The organism is Chloroflexota bacterium (genome assembly GCA_038040195.1).
GTDB lineage: Bacteria > Chloroflexota > Limnocylindria > QHBO01 > QHBO01 > DASTEQ01.
In genome coordinates this window covers 121,196-145,560 of the sequence record JBBPIR010000001.1, presented here as the reverse complement: position 1 = coordinate 145,560, position 24,365 = coordinate 121,196, and the positions used below count along the sequence as shown (strand labels likewise).

The window sequence follows — 24,365 nt, the reverse complement described above, 5'->3', positions numbered from 1 at the left end:
TGCGGCCAAGAAGAAGTAACCGCCCGAGGGCTGTATCAGCCCCCGGCCACCAAACCGGCGTCAGGCGCGACTTCGGCGCCTTGCGCCCGATGGAGGAATTAGGGTGAGCCACCACGACACGAAGAAACCGACGGCCAAGAAGCCGGCCGCCAAGAAGCCTGCGGCCAAGAAGAAGTAGCCCCCCGAGGGCTGTGTCAGCCCTCAGTCACCAACCCGGGGTCAGGGGCGCCCTCGGCTTGAGGCGGCCGCGCGGCCGTTCGCTTAGCACGCCGCGGCCGGGGGCCGGACGTGCTGGGCGTCGGCTTGGGATCGGCGTCCGCCCCGGACCGGCGTAGCCAGACGGGACGCCATTCCGCCGGCGTCGCGTCGGCGGATGGGCTCGTAAAGCCCTCGGCATGTGGCGCAGCCTCGAAGCCGGTCGCAATGAGGGTGACCTGAACCTCGTCCCGCAGGCGGCTGTCAAGGCTCATCCCGAACACGACGTTCGCGTCCTGGCCGGCCGTGGCGAGCACGGTCTTCGCGACCTCGTCGAGCTCGGCCAGCTTGAGCTTGCGCGAGCCGCTCACGTTCAGAAGGATCGACGTCGCTCCTTCCATCCGAGCCTCGAGCAGGGTTGCCGCCATCGCACTGCGGGTAGCCTCGGCGGCCCGGTTTTCGCCCCCTGCGCGACCGAGGCCTACCACGGCCGCCCCGCCACCCTGCAGGACGGCCCGCACGTCCGCGAAGTCAATATTGATTCGGCCGGGGACCGCGATGAGAGCGACGATCTCGCCAAGGCTGCGGCGCAGGACCTCATCGATCGACCGGAACGCATCCTCCACCGTCACGTCGGCGGGCATGACGTCGCGCACTCGGTCGTTGGGAACGGTGGCCACGGCGTCGGCCTTGTCTTCCAGGATCCTCGCGGCGTTCTGCGCGACCTGCTGACGGCGAGCGCCCTCGAATCTGAACGGCTTGGTCACGACGGCCATCGTCAGGGCGCCATGCTGGCGGGCGATGTCGGCCACCACCGGGGCGGCTCCCGATCCGGTCCCGCCGCCAAGCCCCGCGGTGATGACGACCAGGTCGGAACCCGCCAGGGCACGGCCAATCAGTTCGGCCCCGTCACGAGCCGCCGTCTCAGCGAGCGCTGCGTCACCGCCGGTCCCAAGACCGTTGGTCATCGCTTTCCCAATGGCGATCTTTGTGCGGGCCGATGACCGACGCAGGGCGTGGAGATCGGTGTTCACCACGACGTAGTCAACGCCACGCATCCCGGACCGGATCATGGCCTCGACCGTATTCGCCCCGCCGCCGCCGATGCCAACCACTCGAATGATGCGACCGCCGCGCGGCCTGCCACGCATGACCACGGCCATACCGGCGACCAGCGCGATGATGGCAGCGATGGGCAGAAGGTTGACGAGATCGTTGGTGAGGAAGTCCATGACTCGACGCTAGCAGCCGAGGCGCGTCTTGTGACCTCGGCCACAAGTACCGGGTCAGGGTGGAAGTTCGTTCCTAGTTGCTGCTCCGGTGGAACCGATAACAGTGAGTGACGATCGTGGGCACGCCGCGCCGGAAACGGTCCAGTACGCTCCCTCCATGAGTAGTGGTGTCGGCCGTCACCGACAGCTCGCGGTACTTGCCGCCTTCGTGCTACTGGCATCCTCCTGTAGCACGAGCTCGTCACCATCGCCAGGGACGGGATCCAACCGACCGACGCCGACATCTGTAACGTCCAGCCCCACCACGTCGCCGGTTGCGACGCCGGCGGACCTGTCGGCTCGCGACCTGGTCTGGTTCGCGCCCCTCCCGCCCCTCCCGGGTCACACGCAGATCGGCTCCGAGGACTTCATGGCCCTATTCGCCGACGACGCCGAGTGGACGCAGGCCGCCGACCGGATCGATGTCTTCAAGCTGTATGGGGAGTGGGTGGACAGCGCGAGCACGAGCCTGCTGCGCACGGCTATCGACGGCATCCGGGCACGCGGCATGATCCTGGCCGTGGAGGCCGGCCCGCTAGACCCCGTGGGCTGCGGAGAGGGGGTCGAGGGATTCGCGGGATCCGACTCGGGGCGGCGGCTGGCACAGCGGATCAAGGAGGCTGGCGGAACGCTGCAGGTGATCGCCCTCGACGAGCCGTGGTACTACGCGCACGTATACGGCGGTTCAAACGCGTGCCAGTGGCCGGTGGACCGGGTGGCGCAGGGCGTGGCCGAATTCGTGACGGCGGTGCGCGAGGAGTTCCCCTGGGTTGTGGTCGGGGATATCGAGCCGACCCCCAGCCTGGTATCGGCCGATGGTTTGGCCGAGTGGATGGACGCCTATCACGCCGCGGTGGGCGAGCCGATGGCGTTCATGCACCTGGACTCCGACTGGTCGAGGCCCAATTGGTCGACGCTCGCCTTGCAAGTTGAAGCGGCCGGAGTGGCGCGCTCCATCCCGGTCGGCATCCTCTACAACGGTGGTGGCGCTCCGTCCGACGAGCAATGGGTCCACCTGGCAGGCCAGCATGCCCTCGACCACGAAGATCGCGACGGCGGTCGGCCCGACCATGTCATCTTCCAGTCGTGGAACGACCACCCGGACCGGGTGCTGCCGGAGACCGATCCAGACACCTTCACGGCCCTGGTAAACCGGTACTTCGATGACCGAGCCTCGCTTGGGCTGGGCGGCCCGGGCGGCAATCTTGCCTGGCGCCGTCCCGTCACGGCGTCCTCTGCCTACGCGCCCGTCGAGAACGCGGTCGACGGCAACCCGGACACGATCTGGAACGCCGGCAGAGGGTGGCCAGCCTGGATCGAGATCGATCTTGGCCAGGCCACCAGCCTATCGGAGCTCCGGCTGACCGTCGCCCAAACCCCCACGGGTGTTACCGAGCATCATGTGTGGGGCCGCGTCGATGCCGGGGGCGAACTGGTGCTGCTGGGAACCCTGAGCGGCGTAACGACCGACTACCAGACCCTAAGGCTCAACTCACCTGGGACCTGGCCGGCGGTCCGCTGGTTGCGCATCGAGACGACCGCCAGTCCGTCTTGGGTGGCCTGGCGTGAGATCGAGGTGGCGGGGGAGTAGCCCCGGCTTCGGCCCATCTCCGGCGCGTGTGGTAAGGTGCGGATTCCCCGGGTTTCCACGGACGCCTCGGTCTGCGTCCCGGCCCCTTGCCGCTGAACCCCGATTCACCCATGCCCTGACCGGGCCCCGCATCATGCGGGAGGGCCTCGTCAGGAGAATTTCCACCGTGTCCTTTGCTCACCTCGGGCTGTCGCCCGACCTGCTCCGCGCTGTCGCGGACTCCGGCTACACCGAGCCGACCCCCGTCCAGCGCGAGGCGATTCCCTTCGTCCTCGCCGGGCGTGACCTGCTGGCCGGCGCCCAAACCGGCACCGGCAAGACGGCCGCTTTCGTGTTGCCGATCCTTCAGCGCCTCAACGCCTCGCCGCGCCCCGACGGCCGTCGCCGGGTCCGCGTGCTCGTCCTGGTTCCCACCCGGGAGCTGGCCATGCAGGTGGAAGAGAGTGTCCGCACCTACGGCCGGCATCGGGCCATCCGGTCGACCACGGTCTTCGGCGGTGTCGGATTCCATCCCCAGGTGCGCGCCCTGGGTGCCGGCGCCGAGATCGTGGTCGCAACACCGGGTCGGCTGCTCGATCACCTCGGCCAGGGCACCGTCGACCTGGGCGGGGTCGAGGTGCTCGTTCTGGACGAAGCGGACCGCATGCTCGACATGGGATTCATTCGCGACATCCGACGGATCCTGGCCCGACTGCCCGCCAAGCGGCAAAACCTGCTGTTCTCGGCCACCTTCTCGAACGACATTCGCCGCCTGGCCGATGGGCTCCTCGACCGCCCGGCCCAGGTCCAGATTGCCGCTCGCAACACACCTCCCGAGCTCGTCGAGCAGGTCATCCACCCGGTCGACCGTGAGCGCAAGCGCGAGCTCCTGAGCCAGCTGGTTCGGTCGCGGAAGATCGACCAGGCGCTCGTCTTCACCCGCACCAAGCACGGCGCCAACCGGCTGGCGGAGCAGCTCCAGCGGGACGGCATCGCGGTCGCGGCCATCCACGGCAACAAGAGCCAGCCACAGCGGACGCGAGCCCTGGCCGACTTCAAGGCGGGGCGTGTCACCCTGCTCATCGCGACCGAGGTCGCCGCGCGCGGCCTGGACATTGACGCGCTTCCGCACGTCGTCAACTTCGAATTGCCGATGGTGGCCCACGACTACGTCCATCGCATCGGGCGCACCGGTCGCGCGGGCGTGGACGGCATCGCCATCTCGCTGGTCTGTGTCGACGAAGGGCAGCTCCTGCGCGATATCGAACGGCTTCTCGGTCATGCCATCCCGGTCGAGGTCATCCCGGGCTTCGAGCCGGACCGGACTATCCGTCCCCAGTCGATCCGTTTGCGCACCGGACAAGGGAGCGGTCGACCGCAGCGTCACCCCCAGGGTCGACCACGGGCCGGCACCCCCAGGCCCCACCCGGGATATGTCCCAGCCGGCAGCCAGGCCAGCATCGGGCGGTGGTCGGGCGCCTCGGACGCACGGTCGCAGCGGCCCGCGCGACGAAACTCCCGCCGGAACTTCGGTCGCCTCCGACCCTAGCCGCCCCTGGGACTTTTCCGGCTAGACCTGCTCCATCTGCTCGACCGGCAAGATGACGCCGGTCGAATGAACAGGGCAGTAGCCGTTCGGGTTCTTGGCCAGGTACTGCTGGTGATAGTCCTCGGCGAAGTAGAACGGCACCGCATCGGCGATCTCGGTCGTGATCGGTCCGTATCCGGCCTTGGCCAGCTCGCGGCCGTACATCTCGCGCGACCCCAGCGCGGCCTCGCGCTGGGCATCGGTATGGGTGTAGATGGCTGACCGATACGAGGTGCCCATGTCGCTGCCCTGGCGCATGCCCTGGGTGGGGTCATGCTCCTCCCAGAAGGCCTTGAGCAGCTGCTCGTAGGTGACCCGAGCCGGGTCGAACACCACGCGCACCGCCTCGGCATGGCCGGTCTCCCCGGAGCAGACCTCGCCGTAGGTTGGGTTGGGGGTATAGCCGCCCTGGTACCCCACCGCGGTCACGATCACGCCAGGGATCTGCCAGAACGTCTTCTCGACGCCCCAGAAGCAGCCCGCAGCGAAGTCGGCAATCTGGGCGCCCTCCGGGTACGGGCCCTGAAGGGGTTGGCCGTTGAGGAGGTGGCGCTCGGCGGTGGGGAGCGGCGTCGCGCGCCCGGGGAGGGCCTTGGCGGGATCGGGCATGGTCGACTTGCGACCGGCCAGGAACGAGAACATGCCCCCAGTCTACTCACGACCAGGGCGCGGGCCATACGTCTCAGGATCAGGGGACCGAGCCACCCGTGGTGATGGGCATCGATGCCTCGCCCGCCACCTCGGTGGCGGGATCGGTCTCGAGCCGACGCATGTTGCGGATGCTGGGGACGAGAAGCGCGCCGAAGTTGGCGGCAAGGGCAATGGCCGACGCGAGGAGCAGGGTCGGCACCTCGCCGATCGTGTCCGCCAGGGGGCCTACCAGCACGAAGGCGATCGGCTGGAACGCGAGCGACACCATCCAGTCGTACGACGACACGCGCGACAAGGACTCCTGCGGAATCCGTTGCTGGAGCACGGTTTCCCACAACGTGTTCGAGATCGAAATTGCGGCCAGCGTCGCCAGGCCAGCGACCGCGATGGCGAGGACGGGCAGCGGGGGAATGAGCGACAGCGTGCGGGTGGCACCGATCAGCATGAGCGCGAACCCCACGGCCAGCGGGCGAGCCGGTTTCCAGCGCAGGGCCACTCCCCCGCCGAGGAGGGCCCCGAATGCACCCACCGTCATGACCAGGCCCCAGGTCGCCGCTCCGCCGAGCTCGCGTTCGAAAATGACCGGGCCTAGGACCATGAACGAGCCCATTGCCATGTTCGAAACCCCAAACACGACCAGTGACCCGATCAGCCAATCGCGGGACCGGACCTCGCGCCAGCCGTGGGCCAGCTCGGACAGGAACGACTCGCGGACAACGGTTGCAAGGGCCCGTTCGATCCGGAGCAGGGCCAGGGTGACCATCGAGAACACGTACGTGACCGCATCCACCGCGAACACGACGCCCGGTCCACCTGCCGCAACGAGGAGGCCGGATACGGCCGGACCGATGACGAAGGCGGCGCTGCGCGAGATGGTCATGAGGGCGTTTGCCTGCTGGAGCCGGTCCGGGCTGACCACCTGGGGCATGAGCCCGGTCGCTGCCGGCACGAAGAACGCGGACGCGGTCCCATGCAGGGCGGCGGCGATCACGATGTGCCACACCTGGGCCGATCCGGAGAACAGGAGGAGCGCGAGGCCGATCTGCACTACCGCCCGGACGCCGTCACTCGTCAACATCACGTAGTTGCGCGGCAGCCGGTCCGCCCATACCCCGCCGACCAGCAGGAAGACGACGTTGGGCAGGAAGAAGGCCGCGAACACGATCCCGATGTCGGTGGCCGTCCCGCCGATCTCCAGCACGGCGAAGGCGATGGCGACGAACGAGAGGCCATCCCCGAGGGTCGAGCCGGTTTGGCCCAGCCACAGCAGCCGGAAGTTGCGCTCCTCGAGGGCGCCCAGGTTCGACCGCAGACCGCGCATGAAGCCGCTCATCGGATGCCGATGATACGAGCCGCCGGGAACCCCTTGACGCAATCCAACACGTAAGTGTAGGCTAACGGTTAGTGGATACTAACCAACTGGATGTCCTCGGTGCGCTGGGCGACCCGACCCGGCGCCGCATCTTCGAGCGGCTGCTGTCCGGCCCGATGGCCGTGCATCAGATCGCGGATGGGATGCCCGTGACCCGCCCAGCCGTGTCGCAGCACCTCCGGGTGCTGATGGATGCCGGGCTGGTATCGGTCCGGCCCGATGGGACGCGCCGGGTGTACGCCGTCAGCACCGACGGGCTGGGTGCGCTCCGCACCTGGATGGAGGAGTTCTGGGGCCGGGCCCTGGAGGCATACCGGGTCGCCTCGGAGTCAGCAGCGAAGGAGTAGAGGTATGGACACACAGACAGACGCGGTGGTCCGCAAGAGCGTGATAGTGCCGCTGTCGCAGGAGGCGGCGTTCCGCTTGTTCACGGATGGGATCGGGACGTGGTGGCCGGGGGTCACGCATTCGGTGGCACAGTCAGCCGCCGTGGAGGTCGTCATGGACGGCGCCGTCGGTGGCCGCATCTTTGAGCGCACTCCGGATGGGACCGAAGTCTGGGGAACGATCACCGCCTGGGATCCACCGGGCAGCTTCTCGACGACCTGGCACCCCGGGTATGACCCGGCCCTGGCCACGCAGCTCACGATCCGGTTCGTCGCCGAAGGCCCAAACGCGACCCGGGTCGAGCTCGACCATCGCGGCTGGGACGTCCACGGCGACGCGGCCGCGGATCGGGTTGCCGGCTACGACACCGGCTGGGACACGGTCCTGGGGAAGTTCGTGGAGCGCGCCGGCGGCTAGACCTCAGGGAACGGCCGCGGCCCGGCCGTATCGGCGCATGACCTCGATCACCCGGTCATGGGGCAGGGCATGGGCCGTGATGCCGTCTCGACCGACCATTGTGTCCGCCGCGAACAGGGCGTTGACGATGGCCTCCTCGACCGCTTCCACGGTCGCCAGAAGGAGCGGCGTGATGGCGCCGTCGACGACCAGCCGAGCGGGCGCGGTGAGGCCTTGGTCAGCCGTCCCCCGGGCCGTCGCGGAGAGGTTCCGGTTCCCGGTCGCGAACGCGGCGAAGATGTCACCCGACCCGTGGGAGGCGTAGCCGCCGACCCGGGCCACGCCGATCGCGGCCCGCTTCGCGAGGCGCTCGCACTGGTGGGGGAGCAGCGGCGCGTCGGTGGCCACGATCCCGATGATCGAGCCCCCCTCCGAGCCGGCTCGCGCGGACATGGGCGTCAACGGGCTGCGAGTGACGGGCCACGGGCTGGGCACCTCGCGGGCACCGATCGCCTCACCGACCGGCACGCCGTCGATCCGCAGCTGGTCGCGGTCACCGTAGTTGGCCTGCACCAGCACCCCCACCGTCCAGCCACCCGCCTCGGTCGGCAGGACCCGCGATGCGGTCCCGATCCCACCCTTGAACTCGTGGCAGATCATCCCAGTCCCGCCGCCCACGTTTCCCTCGGCCACCGGACCTTCGCGGGCCGCTTCCAGCGCCGCCTGAAGGTGCTCAGCCCGGACATGGAAGCCGTTGATGTCATTCAGCTGGCCATCCCATGTCTCACCGACCACGGGGAGGGCCCAGGACTCCGCGCCGGGCTGGGAGCCCGACACTGCCTGTGCGATCAGGGCGTCGTGGACGACGCCCACGCTGTGGGTGTTGGTCAGCCCGATCGCACCGCCCAGGAACCCTGACTCGCGCATCCACTCCAGGCCGGTCAGCTCCCCGTTGCCGTTGAGCGTGAAACAGCCCGCGAAGACCGGCTCGCGCCAGATGTCACCGTCGTGCGGAACGATCACCGTGACGCCGGTGCGGACCGGGCCCTTGCCGATCACCAAAGGGCCGTCTCCCGAGATGAGGGTCGTGTGGCCCACCCGCACCCCCGCCACGTCGGTGATCGCGTTGTTCTGACCGGGCCTGCCGCGTCCGATGAGGATGCCGATCTCACGCGCCCGCGGCATCGGTCTCGAGGTCGCGGGCGTAGGCGGCCTTCAGGTCGGCCGGGATCCGGGTCGGACGCTGCTCGGGCAGCTTGAGGCACACCCATTGGGTCGTAATTTCGGCCAGCAGCTCCCCGTCAGCCTCGCGCCGGATCGTCGTGTGCCGGACGGCGCGCACCCCGCCCAGGGACTGGACCCGGGTCGTCAGCAGCAGCAGGTCCCGGTACACGGCCGGGCGGTGGTAAACCACGTGATGCTCACGCACCGCCCACGCCACCTGGTGCCGGTCAGCCCACTCCCGCCCGAATCCCAGGGCCTCGGCGTGGTCCACCGCCACCTGCTCGGCGTAATTCAGATAGACGGCGTTGTTGACGTGCCCGTTGGAGTCCAGCTCAAAGGTCCGGACCCTCCATTCCTCGGAGTGCTCCAGCCGATCGACGCTCACGCCGCTCAGGATACCGATGCGCCCGCGACCCGGAATGGCGGACCGTGGCCCGGCACCACTTGCTCTCTGTCGGCCACCATCCCGGGGTCGACCACGATCCGGGCGGCTCCGTCCAGGACCAGGCTCACCGTTGCCCCGACGCCCCGCTCGTCGACGTATCCGGCGTGGAGGACGTGAAGGGTGGCGGGCACGCTCCGCAGGCTACCTGACCCGGCGGTGGCGCTGACCGGCCGTCAGCCCGCCGGCGGTCTGCTCACAACGCTTCGTGCTATCGCGTAGCACGTTAGCGCGATATCACGAACGACTGTGATGCGAGCCTCGGTCGCTCGGCGAACCCCACACCCCGAACGCCATCGGTTCAGGCCGTCTCCTCAATGGGCTCCTTCATGTAGTACTCGGTGAACTCCGCGCACCGCCCGTCATCGGTGAGCGATACGAGCCAGATGTTGTGGTAGACCCGGGCCGGACCGCGGGCGGTGGCCCGGTAGCGCGTCACGCAGCGGGCCACGCCCAGCTCGCCGTTGATGGCCAGGGGCTCGCATTCGAGGGTCCAGTCGTCCGGATCGTCGGGCTGCTCGAGCCAGGCCTGAACGATCTCGTCGGCGCCATCCGCACCGTCGGCGGGCTCCTCCCAGGGGTGCCAGCGGTAGATCGCATCGTCGGTGAACAGCGCCCGAATCTGGGCGGCATCGTTGTTGCGCCACGCCTGCTCGTATCGGTCCAGCCAGTCCGCCAGCGCCGCCTCGGTCGTCATGCAACTTAGTATGGACCCGTGATCCGCGAGCGGCCAGACCGATGAAAACCCGCGAGCTGGTCACGTACTGCGCCTCGCGCGACGGCCCGCCTAGGTCAACGCTTCGCCTTCTCCTTGGGCGGCATCTGGAGCACATGCGCGAGCGCCCGCTCCAGCCACGGCTGGAGGGCGTCGGGGTTCGCGACCATGTCCGCCGGGAAGGCAAGGTAGCCGCGCATGGGCCTGCCGGGCATGGGCTCGAACCGCGTGCCGCCCAACATCGCCAGCTCCGCGAGGCCCGCATCGGGTAGACGGACGACCCAACGTTCTTGGTGGAGGCTGGTGACCAGGTGGCCGTTGGCGAAGGCCGCCGGGTAGCCGAACATCTGGCGACGTTCGAGCTCGGGGAGCGCCGCGATCGCGGCTGCGAAGCTATTCACGAGCTCCGCGGAGGACTTCTTCCAGCCGCCGGAACGGTGCGGATCCATGTTGTGGGCAGGTTATCAGCGCTGGTCGGAGATGTGGAGAACCTGTGGATGAGTGTGCAATTAGGCTGGAAAGTGGTGGATAACCCCTATTGTGGGGATGTTAGGTGGGGGCCTATGATTCTCGAGTCCCGAAGGGGCAGCACGATCCGGGTCTGAGATTGCATCAAGGTCCTGGTGACGGCTCCGGAGATTGCATCAAAGGGTCGGGTGCCGTTCCTTCGGGACATTACGTTGTGTCCCGAATCCGGCGCACCTCGAGACTCTCCACCTGGTCGGGGTCGGTGAGCACCGCGACGGTGTCGTATCGCTCCTCCTCGAGTTTCGGCAACGACGCCCGCAGGAAGCGATCCTGTCTGCGAACCGCGGAGGGCGGGACACGTCGGTCGGTCCGGGCGGCGTTGCGGGCCAGGCTGATCTCCAGCGGGAGGGCCAGCACCAAGGCGATCGTCGGGCGGCGATGACGAGCGGCCGCGGCCAGGAGCCGGCGGCGGGCCCATCCCTGGACGTTGGTTGCGTCGATCACGGTCAGCTGGCCGGCACCCATCCGGCGCTCCAGGTCGGCATGCAGGCGGCCGAACGCCTGGCCGGTCACGGACTGGTCGCCCGCGTCGCCGGCGACGGCCGCGCGGTAGTCGTCCGAGGCGAGCACCTCGGTCGAGGAGAAGTGTCGGGCGGCCAGGGTCGACTTCCCGCTCCCCGCCGGGCCGATCAGCACGACCAGCGCCCCCGGCGGCAGGTCGAGGACCGTCACCCGATGGGCGCCAGAAGCTCGGCCCCGTCGTTGCGGACGCTGTTCACGGCGGCCGAGACGGGGTAGGCGTCCAGGGGCTGGGACGGAAACGGGAACAAGAGCGCTCGCAGCTCGGCGAGCCCTGCGTCCTCCGACAGCCACAGGTCCCAGTCGGCAGGATCCAGGATCACCGGCATCCGGTTGTGGATGGGCGAGACCAGGTCATTCGGGACGGTGGTCAGGATCGAGCACGTGTACAGCCGCTCCCCGGTGTCCGCCTCCCGCCAGACGGCCCACACCCCGGCCAGGGCCAGCGGCTCCCCATCCCGGCGCCGCACGGCGAACGGCTCGCGACGGCCGTCCGCCCGATGCCACTCGTAGAACGCGGCGGCCGGGACGATGAGGCGGCGCTTGGCGAACGAGGTCCGGAAGGCCGGGGAGCGCTCCACCGTCTCGGCCCGCGCGTTGATGAGGCGCGCCGCCCCCCTCCGGTCCTCCGCGTACCACGGGACCAGACCCCACCGGAACGGCTCGATAACCCGCTCCCCATGGTGCTCGACGACGCCGGCCACCTCGTCGGTGGGCGCCACGTTGTACCGCTCACCCGGGAGGTCGACCGTCGGCCGGGCCCGGAAGATGCGGCCCAGCTCCTCCGCGGAATGTGGCTGCGCGAATCGGCCGCACATGGATCAGCTGCGCTCCAGGCGGTAGCCCTCCGGCAGCGCGTCGCGTGCCGCCTTCAGCGCTGCCTCGACGTCCGAGCCATCCGGCCCGCGGAGCGTCAACGGGATGCCGGGCGGGAGCACCGGCCCGCCTTCGCTCTCCCAGTGGGCCTCCTCGGCAGGGATCGGCTCCGGCACGGCCGCGGCTGGCTCACGCTCGGCTACGCCGGGTTGGGGTTGCGGTGGCAGCGCCAGGGCGAGGTCCCCGCGCAACGCCAGACCGTGATACAGCCCAGCCACCAGGGCGACGAGCAGGATGCCGGCCGGGGTGCTCAGCTCCCCGACGGCGTCCCCGCTCAACCCGGCGCCCAGCAGGAACCCGAAGAGCCGATACAGGATCAGCGCCAGGCTGGACAGCCCGGCGATGACCGCGACGGCCAGCACGATGAGCAGCCCAGCCCGGCGTACCGTCGACGCCGCCTCGGCCTGGGGAAATGCTTGGTGTCGCCGCTCCATGGGCACCCAGGCCCAGATCCAGACCGCCCCTCCGAGGATCGCCAGCGGGAGGTCGAGGGCCAATTCGCTGACCGGGCTGCTGAGCTCGGGATGCGCGCCGAGAGTCGTGTCAAGCGTGATCGTGATCAGGCGGGCGGTGCCCGCAGCCGCAAACGCGAGCCCGGTCAGGCCGACCGCCACGTGCTCCAGCCGCCAGGCCAGCCCCGGTCGATCCGCATCGACATCGACCGTGGCCTCTCGCCGCAGGGTCCGAGCGTGGAACCACCACGCAAGTGCGAACGGAAGGGACGCGATCGCGCCGGTCGCCATGGCGGGGAGGATCTGGTCCGGCGGTCGACCCACGCCCAGCGGGGCCGCCAGCAACGGCTCAAGCGCGGCTGACACGAGGGCGATGGTGCCGGTCACGCCGACCACGATCAGGGCCACCAGGTATCCGAGGCGCAGCCGCGCACCCCGCTCGCTGGCGCCGCGCCAGCCGGGATCGGTACGCAGGCGGCTGGCATACCAGGCATGTCCAACCCAGATCGCCGCCCCGACGATGGTCGGTCCGACTGAGCCGATCCACACGTACGGCTCGACCGTGTCGCCGACCGCGCTCCGGACCGCGGCATCTACGAGAGGGACGAGGCTCGTCAACGACCAGACCGCGCCCCCAAATGCGGCCCCATACAGATAGGCCCGCGGCAACCACACGGCCGCGCGGCGCAGCTCCCCCGCGGCCATGTCGCGTCGCCGCAGGAGCGCGTGGTACCCCCAGGCTGCGCCACCCACCAGCGCCGTCGCGAGCGCCGGGCCGGCCGGAGAACCGGAATACGCGTCCGGGGCCGGGAGGAGGTCGGCCAGCAGCCCGAAGACGAGGTCGCTGATCGCGAAGGCTGAGATGGCCAGCAGGATGGCCAGCAGCAACGCGAAGTACAGGGCCCGCAGGGCGGACTGACGTTCGGCGTCGGATGGGTCGTGCTGGGGACGGATGCTGCGCTCGGCGAACCACCAGTGGAGGAGCCACACGGGGGTGCCCACGCCGACCAGGGCCAGCGCCCCGCTGAGCTGCTGGCTGGCCTCGAGCTGGCCCGACAGCACGTCCCCGCTCATGCCGAACGTTTCGAGCAGGACCCGGACCAGCGATTGGAGCCCGAACAGGACGAAGCCAAGCGACACTCCCGACAGGAGGTAGACGTACAGCCGTCGAGCGGCTTGCATCGGTATGGCCCTCTAGTCGGCCGGAGCGGGTGCAGGGACGGGTGCGAGGTCGAGATGGACCAGGGCTTGATCGATGCGCCAGACCCCATCCTCGCGCAGCATGCGAACCTCGGTCGGGTACGAGTATCGGTCAGCGAACAGCACGTCGCCGTAGCTGACCTCGACCGTCAGCCGCAGCGTCGCGCGTTCGTCACCACCGGTCTGGACCTGGTCGATGCCGTCGTACACAACGCGGCGCGACTCGGTGGCGTACATCCCGTAATCCGTGGCCGCACGCTCGAATTCCTCGAGGCTCATCTGGCGCTTGACGTCCGCCGAGAAGGAGGCATACGCGGCCTCGTAATCCTTTTCCTCGAACGCCTGGAGATATTCCTGGAGTGCGGCCTGGGGCGAGTCGGCCGGGAACTGGCCCGGATCCTGGGCGGCCGACAACCCCACCGCCACCACGGCCAGGATCGCCACCACTCCGATGCCCACCCCGATCGCGACCAGACCGCGCATCGGCTACACCACGTTCAGCTCGCGGAGGGGCTGCCCCCGCGCGATCCGCTCGTAGCCGAGCGGGGTCAGATCAATCGTCCGATAGGCGCCGTGGATGATCAGCTCGGCCAGGCCGCGGCCTACGGCCGGCGCCTGCTGGAGACCGTGCCCCGAGAAGCCATTGGCGAACAGCAGGTTCTTCACCTCCGGGTGGGGGCCGATGATCGCGTTGTGGTCGACGGTGTTGACCTCGTAATGACCGGCCCACGCGCGCCGCATCTTGACCGCCTCGAAGTCGGGCACGCGGTGGGCCATGGCCGGCCAGACGCGGTCCTCCCACGGGGCGAGGTCGGCGGTCAGGTCGAGGGTGTCCGGATCCGGCTCCCCGTCGCGAGGCGAATACCCGCCGATGTAGTGCGGCGCATCGGGACGGAAGTACACCCCGCTGGGGTCGATGACCAGCGGCGCGTCGGGGATCTCCTTTCGGCACGAGAATGAATAGACCATCCGCTTGCGCGGCACGACCGGGAGCTCCACGCCGGCGAAGCGGGCCACCGCCCCGGCCCGCGGACCGGCCGCGTTGACCAGCGTCCCGCACTCGATCAGCCGGCCGTCCGACAGCATGACCGCGTCCACCCGCCCGCCGAACGACAGGATGCCGGTCACCTCCCCGGTGAGGTACTTGACGCCCGAGGCCCGGGCCGAGTTCTGGAACGCCTGCATCATGGCGGTCGCGTCGAACCAGCCCTCGCCGGACGTGCCCAGCGACCCGCCGGCCAGGTCTTCGGTGGTCAGCCACGGGAACCGGTGGCTCAGCTCGTCGGGGGACAGGATGACGACCTGCACGTTCTCCTCACGCTGGATGGCATGGTTGGCCCACAGGATCCCCCCACCGCCCGCCGAGGCCAGGAACAGGTACCCGCCTTCGACGAAGTCGAACTCCGGGACCGGGTCGAGGAGGGGGAACCACAGGTCAGGGTGCTTGAGGACCTGCACCGCGAACTGGCTCATCTGGATGTTCACCGGGGTGGAGAACTGCTGGCGGACCGATGCCACCGACAGGGTGGTCGATGCGGTGGCGTACGTCGGGTCGCGCTCGATGACCAGGACGCTGCCCCAGAAATCAGGATCCCGGGCCAGGAACGACGCGACCGCCGAACCGATGACCGCGCCGCCCACAATGACGACGTCGGCGCGCTGGTGGGCGGGGCTCATGAGCCGAATCCTATCCTGACCCGCGCGTGATCCGCGACGGCTAGACTCCGATCGTGGCCACCCGCCCCACCATCGTGTGTGTCGATGACGACATCCCGGTCCTGCGCGCCATCGAACGGGACCTGCGGACGCGCTACGCCAAGGACTACCGGATCGTGGCTGCCAGCGCTGGCGCGGAGGCGCTGGACGCCGTCCGCGAGCTGACCGTTCGGGGCGATCCGGTAGCCGTGTTCGTGGTGGACCAGAGGATGCCGAACATGACCGGGATCGAGTTCCTGGCCCAGGCGATCGACCTCCAGCCGGACGCTCGGCGCGTCCTGCTCACCGCCTATGCCGATACCGATGTCGCCATCCGCGCCATCAACGAGATCCGGCTCGACCAGTACCTGCTCAAGCCGTGGGATCCACCCGAGGACAAGCTGTACCCGATCCTCGACGAACTCTTGGCCGATTGGGCAGCTGGCTACCGTCCGCCGTTCAGCGGCCTGCGCCTGGTGGCGGGCCGCTGGGCAGCCCGCGGCCACGACATCCGCGATTACTTGACCCGCAACCAGGTCCCGTACCAGTGGCTCGATCCTGTCGCCGACCCGGAGGGGCGGCGGGTCGCGTTGGGCGCGGGCATGGCCGAAGCCGATATCGACCCTGCCGTGCCGCTGATCGTGCTCGAAGACGGCACCCTGCTGCACAACCCATCCACCCGTCAGATCGCCGAGAAGGTCGGGATCCAGACCGTGGCCGCGCTGCCGTTCTACGACCTCGCCATCGTGGGCGGCGGACCTTCGGGTCTGGCAGCCGCGGTCTACGGGGCGTCGGAGGGGCTCAAGACCGTCCTCATCGAGCGCGAGGCGCCCGGAGGGCAGGCCGGAACCACCAGTCGGATCGAGAACTACCTTGGCTTCCCAGCCGGCCTGTCGGGCGGCGAGCTCGCACGCCGGGCGCTGACCCAGGCCCGCCGGCTGGGTGCCGAGATCCTGTCCCCCCGGGAGGTCACCGCCATCCGGCGCGCGGACCCGTATCGGATCATCACCCTCGACGACGGGTCGGAGATCAGCTGTCAGACGGTGGTGATCGCCACCGGGGTCAGCTACCGCCAGCTCGAGATCCCCGGCGCCGCCGAGCTGGCTGGGGCCGGCGTCTATTACGGGTCCGCGGTCACCGAGGCCGTCCTGTATCGCGACCTGGAGGTCGGGGTCGTGGGCGGCGGCAACTCGGCGGGTCAGGCCGCCATGTACCTCGCCGGCTTCGCCAAACGGGTCCTGCTCATGGTGAGGACCCCCGCCCTGTCCTCCATGAGCCAGTACCTGATCGACCAGATCGCCGCCTGCCCGAACATCGAGGTTCGTTACCAGACGGCGCTCAGCGCCGTCGCCGGGGAGGGCCACCTGGCCGCCGCGAGCCTGACCTGCGACCGAGGCGACGGCACCAGCCCGACCTCCGAAACGCTGCCCGTGGCCGCGTTGTTCGTGTTCATCGGGCAGCAGCCACGGACCGACTGGGTGCCCGACGATGTGGAGCGTGACGAGGCCGGATTCGTGGCTACCGGCCCTGCCGTCCTCCATGACGGGAAGCGGCCGGCCGGCTGGGGCCTGGATCGGGAGCCCTTCCTGCTGGAGTCGAGCGTGCCCGGCGTCTTCGCCGCTGGCGACGTCCGGTCCCAATCGGTCAAGCGCATCGCCAGCGCGGTGGGGGAGGGCGCCATGGCCATCCAGTTCGTCCACCACTACCTCGCCACGCTGTAACCGCCGTGGCCAGTACCCGTGCCGAACAGCTGCGGGCCACGCCCCTCTTCGCCGAGCTCGCCGACGAATATCTCGAACGGCTGGCGGGGCACACCGAGCCCCTACACCTGGGTCCGGATGAGTACCTGATCCGGGAGGGTGATCCGGCCGAGGACCTGTACGTGGTGGTCGCCGGCCAGCTGGAAATCACGAAGCGGTCGGGCAACGCCGATGTCTACCTCAACCGGGTGGGCCCCGGGTCGATCCAGGGCGAGATCGCCGGCCTGGAGCGGGGCCAACGGATGGCGTCGGTCCGGGCCGTCGACCAGGTGGACGTCCTGCGGATCCCGTATGCCGCCCTGGGCGACCTCCTGTCCGCTGGTCCGGAGGCCGTCCTGGCGCTCATTCGCACCATCACCGGGCGGCTGCGGGGAATGGAGGAGGCCCTCCGCCAACGCGAGAAGCTGGCCGGCCTGGGGACGCTGGCGGCCGGGTTGGCCCATGAGCTGAACAACCCGGCGGCGGCCATCCGTCGGTCGGCAGCCTCGTTGGCAGAAGCGATTCGGCAGCGGAATGACGCGGCTTCCGCCATCGTCACCGGCGATCCCCGGCTGGCGACCCTGCTGGGGGCCAGGCCATCCGACGCCGGCGTAGCCCTAGATCCGCTGGCTCGCGCGGACCGCGTCGATGAAATCGCCGCCGCCCTGCGTGAGGCCGGCCTGCCGGACACCGCTGATCCTGACGAGTCAGCCGGAATGCTGGCCGCCGCTGGCTGGACGGCCGCCGATGTCCGCACGGCGGCAGTCGGTTTTCCCCCGGCCGAGGTTGAGGCCGCAGTGCGCTGGCTGGCCAGCGTGGCCACCGCCGACGAGCTGCTGGCCGAGATCCAGATGGCCGCCGAGCGGATCAGCGCCATCGTCGGGGCGGTGAAGGGCTACGCGTACCTCGACCAGGCGCCGGTCCAGCGCTTCAACGTGTGCCGGGGCATCGACGACACGCTGCTCATCCTGGCCCACAAGCTGAACGAGGTCACCGTCACGCGGGACTACGCTCCCGACCTGCCCGAGATCGAGGGCTGGGGCAGCGAGCTGAACCAGGTGTGGACCAACCTGCTCGACAACGCGGCCGATGCCATGGACGGCCGCGGCGAGATCAGCATTCGGGTCGAACGGACCGATGGCGGCGGGGTCCGCGTCACGATCTGCGACTCCGGACCGGGCATCCCGCCGGCGACGCTGTCCAAGATCTTCGAGCCGTTCTTCACCACCAAGCCGCCCGGGGTGGGGACAGGGCTGGGCCTCCACCTGAGCCACAACATCGTGGTCCAGCACGGTGGGACCCTGGACGTCGAGTCCACGCCGGGCCGCACCTGCTTCGAGGTGGTCCTCCCGCCTACCCTGCCGAGCCCAGCAGCCGGCTGAGCCGATGCCGATGCCGGGCCACGAGGCGGTATAGGGGCTCCACCAGTTGGTTCACCAGCGGAAGCCGGCCGAGTCGCGCGATGGGTCGCAAGCGCGGGACGGTCTCCGCGATCCGAAGCACCGCCTCAGCGCCGGAGACCCATCGGCCGTCGGGCTCTACGACGTGCAGCGCGGACGAGAGCGCGCCGGGCTCGATCCGCGCGGCGAAGTCAGGGAGCTCGCTCGTGACCCGCTGGGCGGGCACGAAACGAAGCCGTTCATCGCCGTCGAGGTTCCGCAGGCGCTCGACGGCGGCGAGGCATACCCCGCATTCGCCGTCGTAGCAGACGATTAGGCGGGCTCTCGGCGGAAGATTCTCGCGCCCCAAATCAGGATCACCTCGAGCAGGGTCCAGCCGACGAAGGCGACGATGGCGGTAATGTCGAGGTACGAGCCCTGGGCGGCGAGCCCATCCGTGCGCAGGACCCCCTCAAACGGCCCGACAAAGAGCTGGCTGAAGTTCAGGATGGCGCCCACCAGCGCGTTCGCTTCGTCGGCATCGATGAGCAGCAGCACGAAGCGCAGCCCGATCACGATCTGGATGATCCCGAAGATCAGGATCACGACACGTCGGAAGGTCTCACCCCCACTGGGCCGGATTTCGCGGCGGGTGGTCGTGGACTGGGCACCTGCTGCCGTATCGGTCGGCTCCTGGGTGACAGTGGTTCGGCGTTCTTCTTCGGTCATGACGACCTCCTTGGCGCGCATGATCGCGCTCCGCGAAGATCCGTGTCAACGAATCAAGCATGATCAGGAGTACCGGAGATGACCATCTGGAGCGAATTGCCGCGGGCACGCCTCGGCGAGATGCTCGCCGATGTGGCGACCCTCGCCTGGGTAGCGCTATGGGGCACGCTGGGATTGCGCCTCTACCTGTTTCTTGCCGACCTCGCCGGCTCCGGACGCTTCGTGGCCGAGAGTGGCACGAACCTGGGCCGTGCGGGGCGCCAGCTGGGAGAGTCGATACGGGGCATCCCACTGATCGGCGAAGGGGCCGCCGACGCGGTCAGTGGGGGGTTCGCCGCGGCTGCGAATCCACTGATCAGCTTCGGGACCGATCTCGAGCGGCTTCTCCTTGCCATTGCCGTCCTGCTGGCTCTGTTGTTGGTCGCGGTGGCCCTCATCCCGTGGCTGAACCGTTACCTGCCGTGGCGGGTGAGCCGGCTGCGCCGACTTCGGGCCGCACAGCGCGTCGTTCGGCGGCCGCCGAACGCCCTCGAAGCCGGACAGGTAGAACAGCTGCTCGCCTCGCGGGCCCTGCATCGGCTCGAATACGACGAGCTGCTGGAGTTCTCCCCCGATCCGTTCGGGGACTGGTTCGCCGGGCGATACGACCGGCTGGCCCGCGCCGAGCTTTCTGAGGTCGGGCTCCGGCCATTGGCGGCGACCCGCTCTTGACAGCGGCCGTGCCAAGTCGGTAGCGTCCGCGCCACAGTTCAATACAGCGACGATCGGGACGAGTACCCGGTCAAGCGAGCCTCCAGGGAGTCGGGACCAGTGAGACCCCGGCGACGGCGCGATCGGCGAATGGACCCGGGAGCTCCGGCAGCCAACGCGCGGACATGGGTCAGGCGCCAGTAGCGGTCGGCGGAGAGGCACCGATATCAAGGCCGAGGCCATCGTGAGCCGGCGCAGGCAGGCGAGCCGTGGTCGAACGAGCCCGGGTGAGAACACCGGGGAACAAAGGTGGCACCACGAGACGACCCCCTCGTCCTTTGAGACGGAGGGGTCAGGTTGTTCTCAGGAGGTCACCGTCATGTCCCCAGGTCAGCAGCGTCGGTTCGTGCTCCCCGAGAGCGAGCTCCCGACGCACTTCTACAACATTGCCGCGGACCTTCCGGAGCCGCTGCCCCCGCCGCTGCATCCTGCGACCCGGGAGCCCATCGGTCCGGAGGCCCTGGCGCCGCTGTTCCCGATGGAGCTCATCCGCCAGGAAGTCAGCACCGAGCGGCTGATCCCGATCCCGGAGCCGGTCCGGGAGGCATACCGCATCTACCGGCCCTCGCCACTGATCCGGGCCCTGGGCCTGGAGCAGTCGCTGGATACACCGGCGCGCATCTACTACAAGAACGAGAGCGTTTCGCCGGCCGGCTCCCACAAGCCGAACACGGCCATCGCCCAGGCGTTCTACAACCAGGCCGAGGGGGTGACGCGCCTGGTCACCGAGACCGGAGCCGGCCAGTGGGGGAGCGCTCTCGCCCTGGCCGGGGCGCTGTTCGGGATCGAGACCAAGGTCTTCATGGTTCGCGTCAGCTACGAGCAGAAGCCGTATCGGCGCAGCTTCATTCAGACCATGGGCGCGACGGTCGTCCCGTCCCCATCTCGCGAAACCAACGCCGGCCGCCAGGTCCTGGCCGCCGATCCGGACTCGACCGGCAGCCTGGGCATCGCCATCAGCGAGGCCGTGGAGGAGGCCGCCACCCGCGAGGACACCAAGTACTCGATCGGGAGCGCCCTGAACCACGTCCTGTTGCACCAGACGGTCATCGGTCAGGAGGCCATCAAGCAGATGGAGATGGCAGGCGATGCGCCCGACGTCGTCATCGGCTGCGCGGGCGGCGGCTCGAACTTCTCCGGCATCGCGTTCCCGTTCCTCCGCGACCGGTTAGCGGGGAACAGCCAGACCCGGTTCCTGGCCGTGGAGCCCGCCTCGTGTCCGAGCCTGACCCGGGGGGAGTATCGGTATGACTTTGGCGACGCGGTGGGCATGACCCCGTTGCTGAAGATGCACACCCTGGGTCACGAATTCCGGCCGGCGCCCATCCACGCCGGCGGGCTGCGCTACCACGGCATGGCGCCGTTGGTATCGCACTTGTACGAGCTGGGGTTCATCGAGGCCCGGGCGTACGGCCAGAACACGTGCTTCGAGGCCGCCATCCGGTTCGCGCGGACTGAGGGGCTGATTCCAGCCCCGGAGTCGAGTCACGCCATCCGGGCCGCCATCGACGAAGCGCTCGATGCCCGCGAAGCGGGGGAGTCGCGGGTCATCCTGTTCAACCTTTCGGGGCACGGCTACTTCGACATGGCGGCCTACGACCAATACCTGGCCGGCGGACTGACCGATGTCGAGTACGAGCCGGTGGCGATGGCCACAGCCGAGGCCGTGGCGTAGGACTTTGGGGGCCGCAGCGTCGGGGTGCCGTGCCCGGGGGTGCCCCGACGCACCTTCGCTTCCTGGGCTCGCCGCTGGCGCTTTGCAAACCGGAGTACGCTACCGACATGGCACGCGCAACCTGGAACGGGGCGGTGATCGCGGAGAGCGACCGCATCGAGATGGTTGAGGGCAACGTGTACTTCCCGCCCGAGACCGTGCAAGCCGAGTTCCTGAAGCCGAGCGACACGCATACCACCTGTTGGTGGAAGGGCGAGGCGAGCTACTACACCCTGGCTGTCGACGGCGCGGAGAACCGCGACGCCGCGTGGTTCTACCCCGAGCCGTCGGACGCGGCCAAGAACATCGAGGGCTACGTCGCCTTCTGGAAGGGCGTCGCGGTCGAGTCATGAGGTTGCGCGGGGCAGCCATTCCTGCCCCCACCGCCGCGTGAAGTTCGGCCTCCAGATCAGCTCCTTCACCTGGCCCGGCGGCGCAGCCGCCATCGGTCCGACCCTGGCGCGGGTGGTGCAGACAGCCGACGAGGTCGGCTTCGACTCCATTTGGGTCATGGACCACTTCTTCCAGATCCGTGGCGTTGGTCCGCCGGAGGCGCCGATGCTCGACGGCCAGACGGCCCTGGCCTTCATGGCCGCCCATTCGAAGCGGGCACGCCTGGGGCTGATGGTGGGCGGCATCCACTACCGGCCACCCGGCGTCTGGATCAAGGCCACGACCACCCTGGACGTGCTGTCCGGTGGGCGAGCCTGGTTCGGGATCGGGGCGGCCTGGAACGAGGAAGAGTCCATGGGCCTGGGCTGGCCCTTCCCCCGGTTGGGCAAGCGCTTCGAGATGCTGGAGGAGACGCTCCAGATGGCCCACGCCATGTGGTCCGGGGGCAGCGGCAGCCAGGGACGGCACGACGGGAAGCACTTCACCGCTACCCGGCTGCTGAACTCGCCCCAGTCCCTCAGCCGTCCGCGGGTCCCGATCATGATCGGCGGGGGCGGGGAGCGGAAGACGCTGCGCCTGGTGGCCCAATACGCGGACGCCTCCAACGTGTTTGGTGACCCCGACACCCTGCGTCACAAATACGCGGTCCTGCGCGAGCACTGCGAGCGCGTGGGGCGCCCATACGAGGAGATCGAGCGGAGCGTGCTCAAGGGCGTGGACCTGGAGCGGGACTCACCGGCGCAGCTGATTGACCGATGGGGTGCCCTGGCCGAGGCCGGCGCCCAGCACGTCATCTTCAGCGTCCGGGGCGTGAACGACACGTCCCTCCTGGAGCGGCTGGGCGCCGAGGTCTTCCCCCAGCTGCGCGACGTCTAGGCGGCGCCGCCGACGAGATCGGCCTCCACGTCGGCCAGCGGCCGGATCCCGCGGTCGCCGCTGGCCCGATCGGTGACTTCCACCCCGCCCGCGGCCAGGGACCGGGTCGAGACGGTCAGGATGGTCGGCATTCCCAGCAGCTCGGCATCGGTCAGCTTGACGCCAGGGGACTCATCGCGGTCGTCGTACAGGATCTCCACCCCGGCATCGGTCAGGCGCTGATACAGGCCCTCGGCGGCCTCGCCGACGGCCGGGTCCTTGCCGGCGCCCAGGGCGACCAGGTGCGCCGGATAGGGCGCCACCTCGCGCGGCCAGACGATCCCTTTGTCGTCGTGGTGCTCCTCGACGATGCAGGCCACGTTGCGCCCCAGGCCGATCCCGTAGCTGCCCATGACCACCAGCTGGCGGCTGCCGTCCTCGGCCAGGTAGGTGGCGCCCAGGGCCTTCGTGAAATCGGTGCCCAGCTTGAAGATGTTGCCGACCTCGATCCCGTGGCGCAGGACGACCGGCTTGCCGCACTGGGGGCACGGGTCTCCCTCGCGGGCGTTGGTGATGTCCGCCACCAGGTCGGCAATGAAGTCTCGGCCGTGGTTCACGTTCAGCAGGTGGTACCCGTGCCGATTGGCGCCCGCCACCAGATTCGGCGAGCGGGCGGCCAGCTCGTCGACCACCACCACCGTGTCGTGGGCACCGATCGGCGAGGCGTAGCCGGGCTCCATGCCGGCGGCCCGGATCTCGTCGACGTGGGCCGGCCGCAGCCCACCCACCGCCTTCACGGCGTTGGTCAGCTTCGTCTCGTTGACCTCGAAGTCGCCGCGCAGGATGGCGGTCACCAGGCGGCCGTCGCCGGTGACGTAGAACATGGCCTTGGCCGTCCGTTCGGTCCCGATCCCCAGCTGCTCGGCCAGCGAGGCGATGGTGTCCGCGGCGGGGGTGGCCACCTCCTCGGCGGTCAACGGTTCTTCGGCCGGTGGGTCTGGCCGGGCGACGATCGCGATCTGCTGGTTGGCCGCATACCCGCACGACTCGCACAGGACGAGGCTGTCTTCGCCGTGCTCGTTGAGGACCATGAACTCGTGGGCTTCGCTGCCGCCCATGATCCCGACATCCGACCCGACGATCACGGTCGGGAGCCCCAGGCGCTGGAAGATCTTCACATAGGCCTCGCGGTGGAGCTCGTACCCGCGGTCGAGACCCGCCTCGTCGGCGTCCAACGTGTAGCTGTCCTTCATGACGAACTCGCGGACCCGGATCAGCCCGCCCCGTGAGCGCGGCTCGTCGCGAAACTTGGTCTGGAAGTGGTACACGATGGCTGGCAGCTGCCGGTAGCTGTGCACGAAGTCGCGGACAAGGTCGGTGACCACCTCCTCGTGGGTCATGGCCAGCACCATGTCCCGGCCGGCGCGGTCCTTGAAGCGGACCAGTTCCGGACCGATCTTCTGGTAGCGCCCGGACTCCTTCCACAGGTCGGCCGGGTGGACCACCGGCATCTCCATCTCCTGCCCGCCGATGGCGTTCAACTCCTCGCGGATGACCTGCTCCACGCGGCGGGTGACCCGGAAGCCGAGCGGCAGCAGCGAGTAGATCCCCGAGCCCAGCTGGCGGACATACCCAGCCCGCACGAGGAGCCTATGGGAGACCATCTCGGCTTCCGCGGGATCCTCGCGCAGGGTCGTGAAAAAGAGCCGGGAAAGGCGCATTGGG

Annotated in this window: 26 protein-coding genes; 10 read left to right on the top strand and 16 right to left on the bottom strand. The window is 69.2% G+C overall.

Annotated elements, in window-relative coordinates; translation table 11 throughout:
* Positions 1–194 precede the first annotated feature (194 nt).
* Positions 195–1,427, bottom strand: a complete 1,233-nt coding sequence (ftsZ, locus tag AABM41_00780) for a cell division protein FtsZ (protein ID MEK6190839.1) — start codon at positions 1,425–1,427, stop codon at positions 195–197.
* A gap of 409 nt (positions 1,428–1,836) precedes the next feature.
* On the opposite strand from ftsZ, the gene AABM41_00775 reads away from it, so the two are divergent.
* Both AABM41_00775 and AABM41_00770 read left to right on the top strand, forming a co-directional pair.
* Positions 1,837–3,057 (top strand): discoidin domain-containing protein, encoded by a 1,221-nt coding sequence (locus tag AABM41_00775; GenBank protein ID MEK6190838.1) that lies wholly within the window; start codon positions 1,837–1,839, stop codon positions 3,055–3,057.
* Positions 3,058–3,223: 166 nt separating this feature from the next.
* On the top strand, positions 3,224–4,585 hold the full coding sequence (locus tag AABM41_00770; protein ID MEK6190837.1) for a DEAD/DEAH box helicase: 1,362 nt from the start codon (positions 3,224–3,226) through the stop codon (positions 4,583–4,585).
* Between the two features lie 21 nt (positions 4,586–4,606).
* On the opposite strand, the gene msrA is transcribed toward AABM41_00770, so the two are convergent.
* Together msrA and AABM41_00760 are read right to left on the bottom strand one after the other, a co-directional pair.
* The gene (gene msrA / locus AABM41_00765) at positions 4,607–5,266 is read right to left on the bottom strand and encodes a peptide-methionine (S)-S-oxide reductase MsrA (GenBank protein MEK6190836.1); all 660 of its coding nucleotides are present in this window, start codon (positions 5,264–5,266) and stop codon (positions 4,607–4,609) included.
* A 46-nt stretch (positions 5,267–5,312) separates the two neighbouring features.
* A complete protein-coding gene (locus AABM41_00760; GenBank protein MEK6190835.1) occupies positions 5,313–6,608 on the bottom strand; it encodes an MFS transporter in 1,296 nt (431 codons plus the stop codon).
* 71 nt (positions 6,609–6,679) lie between these two features.
* Between AABM41_00760 and AABM41_00755 the strand changes: the two genes are divergently transcribed.
* Positions 6,680–6,994, top strand: coding sequence for a metalloregulator ArsR/SmtB family transcription factor (locus AABM41_00755; GenBank protein ID MEK6190834.1), 315 nt, complete (start codon positions 6,680–6,682; stop codon positions 6,992–6,994).
* Positions 6,995–6,998: 4 nt separating this feature from the next.
* Positions 6,999–7,451 carry an SRPBCC family protein gene (locus AABM41_00750; GenBank protein ID MEK6190833.1) on the top strand — a complete coding sequence of 151 codons (453 nt, stop codon included), beginning with the start codon at positions 6,999–7,001 and terminating at the stop codon, positions 7,449–7,451.
* Between the two features lie 3 nt (positions 7,452–7,454).
* Here AABM41_00750 and AABM41_00745 read toward each other — a convergent pair whose 3' ends face one another.
* The 10 genes from AABM41_00745 to AABM41_00700 all read right to left on the bottom strand — a co-directional run bounded on the left by AABM41_00745 (position 7,455) and on the right by AABM41_00700 (position 15,063).
* Entirely contained in the window at positions 7,455–8,615 is a 1,161-nt protein-coding gene (locus tag AABM41_00745) for a P1 family peptidase (protein ID MEK6190832.1), read from the bottom strand.
* Entirely contained in the window at positions 8,599–9,039 is a 441-nt protein-coding gene (locus tag AABM41_00740; GenBank protein MEK6190831.1) for an acyl-CoA thioesterase, read from the bottom strand. The genes AABM41_00745 and AABM41_00740 overlap by 17 nt, the downstream gene beginning before the upstream one ends.
* 5 nt (positions 9,040–9,044) lie before the next feature.
* Entirely contained in the window at positions 9,045–9,230 is a 186-nt protein-coding gene (locus AABM41_00735; protein ID MEK6190830.1) for a hypothetical protein, read from the bottom strand.
* A gap of 167 nt (positions 9,231–9,397) precedes the next feature.
* Positions 9,398–9,793, bottom strand: coding sequence for a nuclear transport factor 2 family protein (locus AABM41_00730; protein ID MEK6190829.1), 396 nt, complete (start codon positions 9,791–9,793; stop codon positions 9,398–9,400).
* A 95-nt stretch (positions 9,794–9,888) separates the two neighbouring features.
* A complete protein-coding gene (locus AABM41_00725; GenBank protein ID MEK6190828.1) occupies positions 9,889–10,260 on the bottom strand; it encodes a TfoX/Sxy family protein in 372 nt (123 codons plus the stop codon).
* 226 nt (positions 10,261–10,486) lie between these two features.
* Positions 10,487–11,011, bottom strand: coding sequence for an AAA family ATPase (locus AABM41_00720; GenBank protein ID MEK6190827.1), 525 nt, complete (start codon positions 11,009–11,011; stop codon positions 10,487–10,489).
* Positions 11,008–11,676 carry an SOS response-associated peptidase gene (locus AABM41_00715; protein MEK6190826.1) on the bottom strand — a complete coding sequence of 223 codons (669 nt, stop codon included), beginning with the start codon at positions 11,674–11,676 and terminating at the stop codon, positions 11,008–11,010. The genes AABM41_00720 and AABM41_00715 overlap by 4 nt, the downstream gene beginning before the upstream one ends.
* Positions 11,677–11,679: 3 nt before the next feature.
* Complete coding sequence (locus AABM41_00710) at positions 11,680–13,368, bottom strand: DUF5671 domain-containing protein (GenBank protein ID MEK6190825.1); 1,689 nt, start codon at positions 13,366–13,368, stop codon at positions 11,680–11,682.
* Positions 13,369–13,380: 12 nt separating this feature from the next.
* On the bottom strand, positions 13,381–13,869 hold the full coding sequence (locus AABM41_00705; GenBank protein MEK6190824.1) for a hypothetical protein: 489 nt from the start codon (positions 13,867–13,869) through the stop codon (positions 13,381–13,383).
* Between the two features lie 3 nt (positions 13,870–13,872).
* Positions 13,873–15,063, bottom strand: coding sequence for an FAD-binding oxidoreductase (locus AABM41_00700; protein ID MEK6190823.1), 1,191 nt, complete (start codon positions 15,061–15,063; stop codon positions 13,873–13,875).
* A 53-nt stretch (positions 15,064–15,116) separates the two neighbouring features.
* Between AABM41_00700 and AABM41_00695 the strand changes: the two genes are divergently transcribed.
* On the top strand, positions 15,117–16,802 hold the full coding sequence (locus tag AABM41_00695) for an FAD-dependent oxidoreductase (protein MEK6190822.1): 1,686 nt from the start codon (positions 15,117–15,119) through the stop codon (positions 16,800–16,802).
* 5 nt (positions 16,803–16,807) lie between these two features.
* Positions 16,808–18,202 (top strand): ATP-binding protein, encoded by a 1,395-nt coding sequence (locus AABM41_00690; GenBank protein ID MEK6190821.1) that lies wholly within the window; start codon positions 16,808–16,810, stop codon positions 18,200–18,202.
* Here the strand turns inward: AABM41_00690 and AABM41_00685 are convergent.
* Together AABM41_00685 and AABM41_00680 are read right to left on the bottom strand one after the other, a co-directional pair.
* On the bottom strand, positions 18,174–18,569 hold the full coding sequence (locus tag AABM41_00685) for a DUF393 domain-containing protein (protein MEK6190820.1): 396 nt from the start codon (positions 18,567–18,569) through the stop codon (positions 18,174–18,176). The genes AABM41_00690 and AABM41_00685 overlap by 29 nt on opposite strands.
* Positions 18,533–18,949: a hypothetical protein gene (locus tag AABM41_00680; protein ID MEK6190819.1), complete on the bottom strand. Its 417-nt coding sequence runs from the start codon at positions 18,947–18,949 to the stop codon at positions 18,533–18,535. The genes AABM41_00685 and AABM41_00680 overlap by 37 nt, the downstream gene beginning before the upstream one ends.
* A gap of 57 nt (positions 18,950–19,006) precedes the next feature.
* Here AABM41_00680 and AABM41_00675 point away from each other — a divergent pair, with 57 nt between their 5' ends.
* The 4 genes from AABM41_00675 (at position 19,007) to AABM41_00660 (ending at position 22,661) form a co-directional block, all read left to right on the top strand.
* The gene (locus tag AABM41_00675; protein ID MEK6190818.1) at positions 19,007–19,639 is read left to right on the top strand and encodes a hypothetical protein; all 633 of its coding nucleotides are present in this window, start codon (positions 19,007–19,009) and stop codon (positions 19,637–19,639) included.
* Positions 19,640–19,997: 358 nt separating this feature from the next.
* Positions 19,998–21,353, top strand: coding sequence for a TrpB-like pyridoxal phosphate-dependent enzyme (locus AABM41_00670; protein ID MEK6190817.1), 1,356 nt, complete (start codon positions 19,998–20,000; stop codon positions 21,351–21,353).
* Positions 21,354–21,460: 107 nt separating this feature from the next.
* A complete protein-coding gene (locus AABM41_00665) occupies positions 21,461–21,745 on the top strand; it encodes a DUF427 domain-containing protein (GenBank protein ID MEK6190816.1) in 285 nt (94 codons plus the stop codon).
* A gap of 37 nt (positions 21,746–21,782) precedes the next feature.
* Positions 21,783–22,661, top strand: a complete 879-nt coding sequence (locus AABM41_00660) for an LLM class F420-dependent oxidoreductase (GenBank protein ID MEK6190815.1) — start codon at positions 21,783–21,785, stop codon at positions 22,659–22,661.
* Here the strand turns inward: AABM41_00660 and AABM41_00655 are convergent.
* Complete coding sequence (locus AABM41_00655) at positions 22,658–24,361, bottom strand: proline--tRNA ligase (protein MEK6190814.1); 1,704 nt, start codon at positions 24,359–24,361, stop codon at positions 22,658–22,660. The genes AABM41_00660 and AABM41_00655 overlap by 4 nt on opposite strands.
* Positions 24,362–24,365 lie beyond the last annotated feature (4 nt).

Excerpts from the sequence above, each read along its gene's own strand:
- ftsZ (MEK6190839.1), bottom strand. The coding sequence starts at position 1,427 with ATGGACTTCCTCACCAACGATCTCGTCAACCTTCTGCCCATCGCTGCC.
- AABM41_00775 (MEK6190838.1), top strand. The coding sequence starts at position 1,837 with ATGGCCCTATTCGCCGACGACGCCGAGTGGACGCAGGCCGCCGACCGG.
- msrA (MEK6190836.1), bottom strand. The coding sequence starts at position 5,266 with ATGTTCTCGTTCCTGGCCGGTCGCAAGTCGACCATGCCCGATCCCGCC.
- AABM41_00760 (MEK6190835.1), bottom strand. The coding sequence starts at position 6,608 with ATGAGCGGCTTCATGCGCGGTCTGCGGTCGAACCTGGGCGCCCTCGAG.
- AABM41_00750 (MEK6190833.1), top strand. The coding sequence starts at position 6,999 with ATGGACACACAGACAGACGCGGTGGTCCGCAAGAGCGTGATAGTGCCG.
- AABM41_00745 (MEK6190832.1), bottom strand. The coding sequence starts at position 8,615 with ATGCCGCGGGCGCGTGAGATCGGCATCCTCATCGGACGCGGCAGGCCC.
- AABM41_00730 (MEK6190829.1), bottom strand. The coding sequence starts at position 9,793 with ATGACGACCGAGGCGGCGCTGGCGGACTGGCTGGACCGATACGAGCAG.
- AABM41_00725 (MEK6190828.1), bottom strand. The coding sequence starts at position 10,260 with ATGGATCCGCACCGTTCCGGCGGCTGGAAGAAGTCCTCCGCGGAGCTC.
- AABM41_00715 (MEK6190826.1), bottom strand. The coding sequence starts at position 11,676 with ATGTGCGGCCGATTCGCGCAGCCACATTCCGCGGAGGAGCTGGGCCGC.
- AABM41_00710 (MEK6190825.1), bottom strand. The coding sequence starts at position 13,368 with ATGCAAGCCGCTCGACGGCTGTACGTCTACCTCCTGTCGGGAGTGTCG.
- AABM41_00705 (MEK6190824.1), bottom strand. The coding sequence starts at position 13,869 with ATGCGCGGTCTGGTCGCGATCGGGGTGGGCATCGGAGTGGTGGCGATC.
- AABM41_00700 (MEK6190823.1), bottom strand. The coding sequence starts at position 15,063 with ATGAGCCCCGCCCACCAGCGCGCCGACGTCGTCATTGTGGGCGGCGCG.
- AABM41_00680 (MEK6190819.1), bottom strand. The coding sequence starts at position 18,949 with ATGCGCGCCAAGGAGGTCGTCATGACCGAAGAAGAACGCCGAACCACT.
- AABM41_00675 (MEK6190818.1), top strand. The coding sequence starts at position 19,007 with ATGACCATCTGGAGCGAATTGCCGCGGGCACGCCTCGGCGAGATGCTC.
- AABM41_00670 (MEK6190817.1), top strand. The coding sequence starts at position 19,998 with ATGTCCCCAGGTCAGCAGCGTCGGTTCGTGCTCCCCGAGAGCGAGCTC.
- AABM41_00665 (MEK6190816.1), top strand. The coding sequence starts at position 21,461 with ATGGCACGCGCAACCTGGAACGGGGCGGTGATCGCGGAGAGCGACCGC.
- AABM41_00655 (MEK6190814.1), bottom strand. The coding sequence starts at position 24,361 with ATGCGCCTTTCCCGGCTCTTTTTCACGACCCTGCGCGAGGATCCCGCG.